Source organism: Azohydromonas lata NBRC 102462 (assembly GCF_001571085.1).
Classification (GTDB): domain Bacteria; phylum Pseudomonadota; class Gammaproteobacteria; order Burkholderiales; family Burkholderiaceae_C; genus Azohydromonas; species Azohydromonas lata.
Window position 1 is genome coordinate 1 of sequence record NZ_BCTC01000221.1, and the last position, 3,107, is coordinate 3,107.

The following is a 3,107-nucleotide window of genomic DNA, read 5'->3' on the forward strand; positions in this document are numbered from 1 at the left end:
CCATGAGCATGACCGTTGAAGAGCGCAAGGCCGCCAACAAGGCCTTGATCGATGAAGTCCTGAAGGCCTATCCCGAGAAGATGGCCAAGCGTCGCGCCAAGCACCTCAACAACTATGAAGAGGGCAAGCCCGACTGCGGCGTCAAGTCCAACATCAAGAGCCTGCCGGGTGTCATGACCATCCGCGGCTGCGCCTACGCCGGCTCCAAGGGCGTGGTGTGGGGTCCGATCAAGGACATGATCCACATCTCCCACGGCCCCGTGGGCTGCGGCCAGTATTCCTGGGCCTCGCGGCGCAACTACTACATCGGCGTGACCGGCGTGGACACCTTCGTGACGATGCAGTTCACCTCCGACTTCCAGGAGAAGGACATCGTCTTCGGCGGCGACAAGAAGCTCGACAAGATCATCGACGAGATCCAGGACCTGTTCCCGCTGAACAAGGGCATCTCCATCCAGTCGGAGTGCCCCATCGGCCTGATCGGCGACGACATCGAAGCCGTGTCGAAGAAGAAGAGCAAGGAGCACGGCAACCACACCATCGTCCCGGTGCGTTGCGAAGGCTTCCGTGGCGTGTCGCAGTCGCTGGGCCACCACCTGGCCAACGACGCCATCCGCGACTGGGTCTTCGACGGCACGACCAAGAAAGAGCGCGAGTTCGAGAGCACCCCGTACGACGTCACCATCATCGGTGACTACAACATCGGTGGCGACGCCTGGTCCAGCCGCATCCTGCTCGAAGAGATCGGCCTGCGCGTGATCGCCCAGTGGTCGGGCGACGGCACCATCGCCGAGCTGGAGAACACCCCCAAGGCCAAGCTCAACCTCATCCACTGCTACCGCTCGATGAACTACATCAGCCGGCACATGGAAGAGAAGTACGGCATTCCCTGGGTCGAGTACAACTTCTTCGGCCCCACCAAGATCGCCGAGAGCCTGCGCAGCATCGCCAGCCACTTCGACGACAAGATCAAGGCCAACGCCGAGGCCGTGATCGCCAAGTACCAGCCGATGGTGGACGCCGTCATCGCCAAGTACAAGCCGCGCCTGCAAGGCAAGACCGTGATGCTGTACGTGGGCGGCCTGCGCCCGCGCCACGTCATCGGCGCCTACGAGGACCTGGGCATGGAGATCGTCGGCACGGGCTACGAGTTCGCCCACAACGACGACTACCAGCGCACCACGCACTACATCAAGGACTCCACGCTGATCTATGACGACGTGACCGGCTTCGAGTTCGAGAAGTTCGTCGAGGGCCTCAAGCCCGACCTCGTGGGCTCGGGCATCAAGGAAAAGTACGTCTTCCAGAAGATGGGCGTGCCCTTCCGCCAGATGCACTCCTGGGACTACTCCGGCCCCTACCACGGCTACGACGGCTTCGCCATCTTCGCGCGTGACATGGACATGGCCATCAGCTCGCCGATCTGGAAGCTCACGCAAGCCCCGTGGAAAAAGGCGGCCTGAGCAACACCTTCGTCATGCCCGCGTAAGCGGGCATCCACGAACGCCGGGATGCTCCCCGGCACTCGTGGACACCCGCTTTCGCGGGTGTGACGGAACTCATTGAGATCACGTCACTGGAGAGATTCAAATGCCCCAAAGCGCAGACCAGATCAAGGACCACGAGCTGCTGTTCCGCGAGCCGGAGTACCAGGAGCTGTTCGCCAACAAGAAGGCCAACTTCGAGTTCAACCACTCCGAGGTCAAGATCGCCGAGATCCGCGACTGGACCAAGTCCAAGGAGTACAAGGAAAAGAACTTCGCCCGCGAAGCGCTGGTCGTCAACCCGGCCAAGGCCTGCCAGCCCCTGGGCGCCGTGTTCGTCGCCAACGGCTTTGCCAAGACGCTGAGCTTCGTGCACGGCTCCCAAGGTTGCGTGGCCTACTACCGCTCGCACTTCTCCCGCCACTTCAAGGAACCCACCTCCTGCGTGAGCTCCTCGATGACGGAAGACGCAGCCGTGTTCGGTGGCCTGAACAACATGATCGACGGCCTGGCCAACGCCTACAACCTCTACAAGCCCGAGATGATCGCCGTCTCGACGACTTGCATGGCGGAGGTGATCGGCGACGACCTGGACGCCTTCATCAAGAACTCCAAGCAAAAGGGCAGCGTCCCGGCCGAGTTCGACGTGCCCTTCGCCCACACCCCGGCCTTCGTCGGCAGCCACATCACCGGCTACGACAACGCGCTGCTGGGCGTGCTCAAGCACTTCTGGGACGGCAAGGCCGGCACCACCGCGCCGCTGGTGCGCACCCCCAACGACAGCATCAACTTCATCGGTGGCTTCGACGGCTTCGTCGTGGGCAACATGAAGGAAGTGCGCCGCATTTTCGACCTCTTCGGCGTGCAGGTGAACATCATCTGCGACCCCTCCGAAGTGTGGAACACGCCCACCGACGGCGAGTTCCGCATGTACGAAGGCGGCACCACCAAGGCTGAAGTCGAAGCCGCGCTCAACGCCAAGGCCACCATCGTCTTCCAGGAGTATTGCAGCGAGAAGACCGCCAAGTACATCGCCGAGAAGGGCCAGGAAGTCGTGGCGCTCAACGCCCCCGTGGGCGTGGCCGGCACCGACCGCTTCCTCATGGCCATCTCGCGCCTGACCGGCAAGCCCATCCCGGCGCAGCTCGAAAAGGAGCGCGGCCAACTCGTGGACGCCCTGGCCGACAGCCAGGCCCACCTGCACGGCAAGCGCTACGCCCTGTACGGCGACCCCGACCAGCTCCTGGGCTACACCGAGTTCCTGCTGGAAATCGGCGCCGAGCCCGCCCACGTGCTGGCCACCAACGGCGGCGAGGACTGGGCCAAGAAGGTGCAGGCCGTCTTCGACGCCTCGCCCTACGGCGCCGCCTGCAAGGTCTACCCCAAGCGCGACCTGTGGCACCTGCGCAGCCTGCTCAACACCGAGCCGGTGGACTTCCTCATCGGCAACACCTACGGCAAGTACCTCGAGCGTGACTGCGGCACCCCGCTCATCCGCCTGGTGTTCCCCATCTTCGACCGCCACCACTACCACCGCTTCCCCACCTGGGGCTATGACGGCGGCCTGCGCGTGCTGACGATGCTGCTGGACGAGTTCTTCGAGACGCTCGACGCCAACACCAT

2 protein-coding genes are annotated in these 3,107 nt (G+C 63.3%); both read left to right on the forward strand.

Features of this window, described 5'->3' with window-relative positions; translation table 11 throughout:
* Nucleotides 1–2 precede the first annotated feature (2 nt).
* Entirely contained in the window at nt 3–1,463 is a 1,461-nt protein-coding gene (gene nifD, locus ALA01S_RS30585; protein ID WP_066343491.1) for a nitrogenase molybdenum-iron protein alpha chain, read from the forward strand.
* Nucleotides 1,464–1,590: 127 nt separating this feature from the next.
* A partial coding sequence (nifK, locus tag ALA01S_RS30590) for a nitrogenase molybdenum-iron protein subunit beta (RefSeq protein WP_066343497.1) occupies nt 1,591–3,107 on the forward strand: 1,517 nt, incomplete at its 3' end.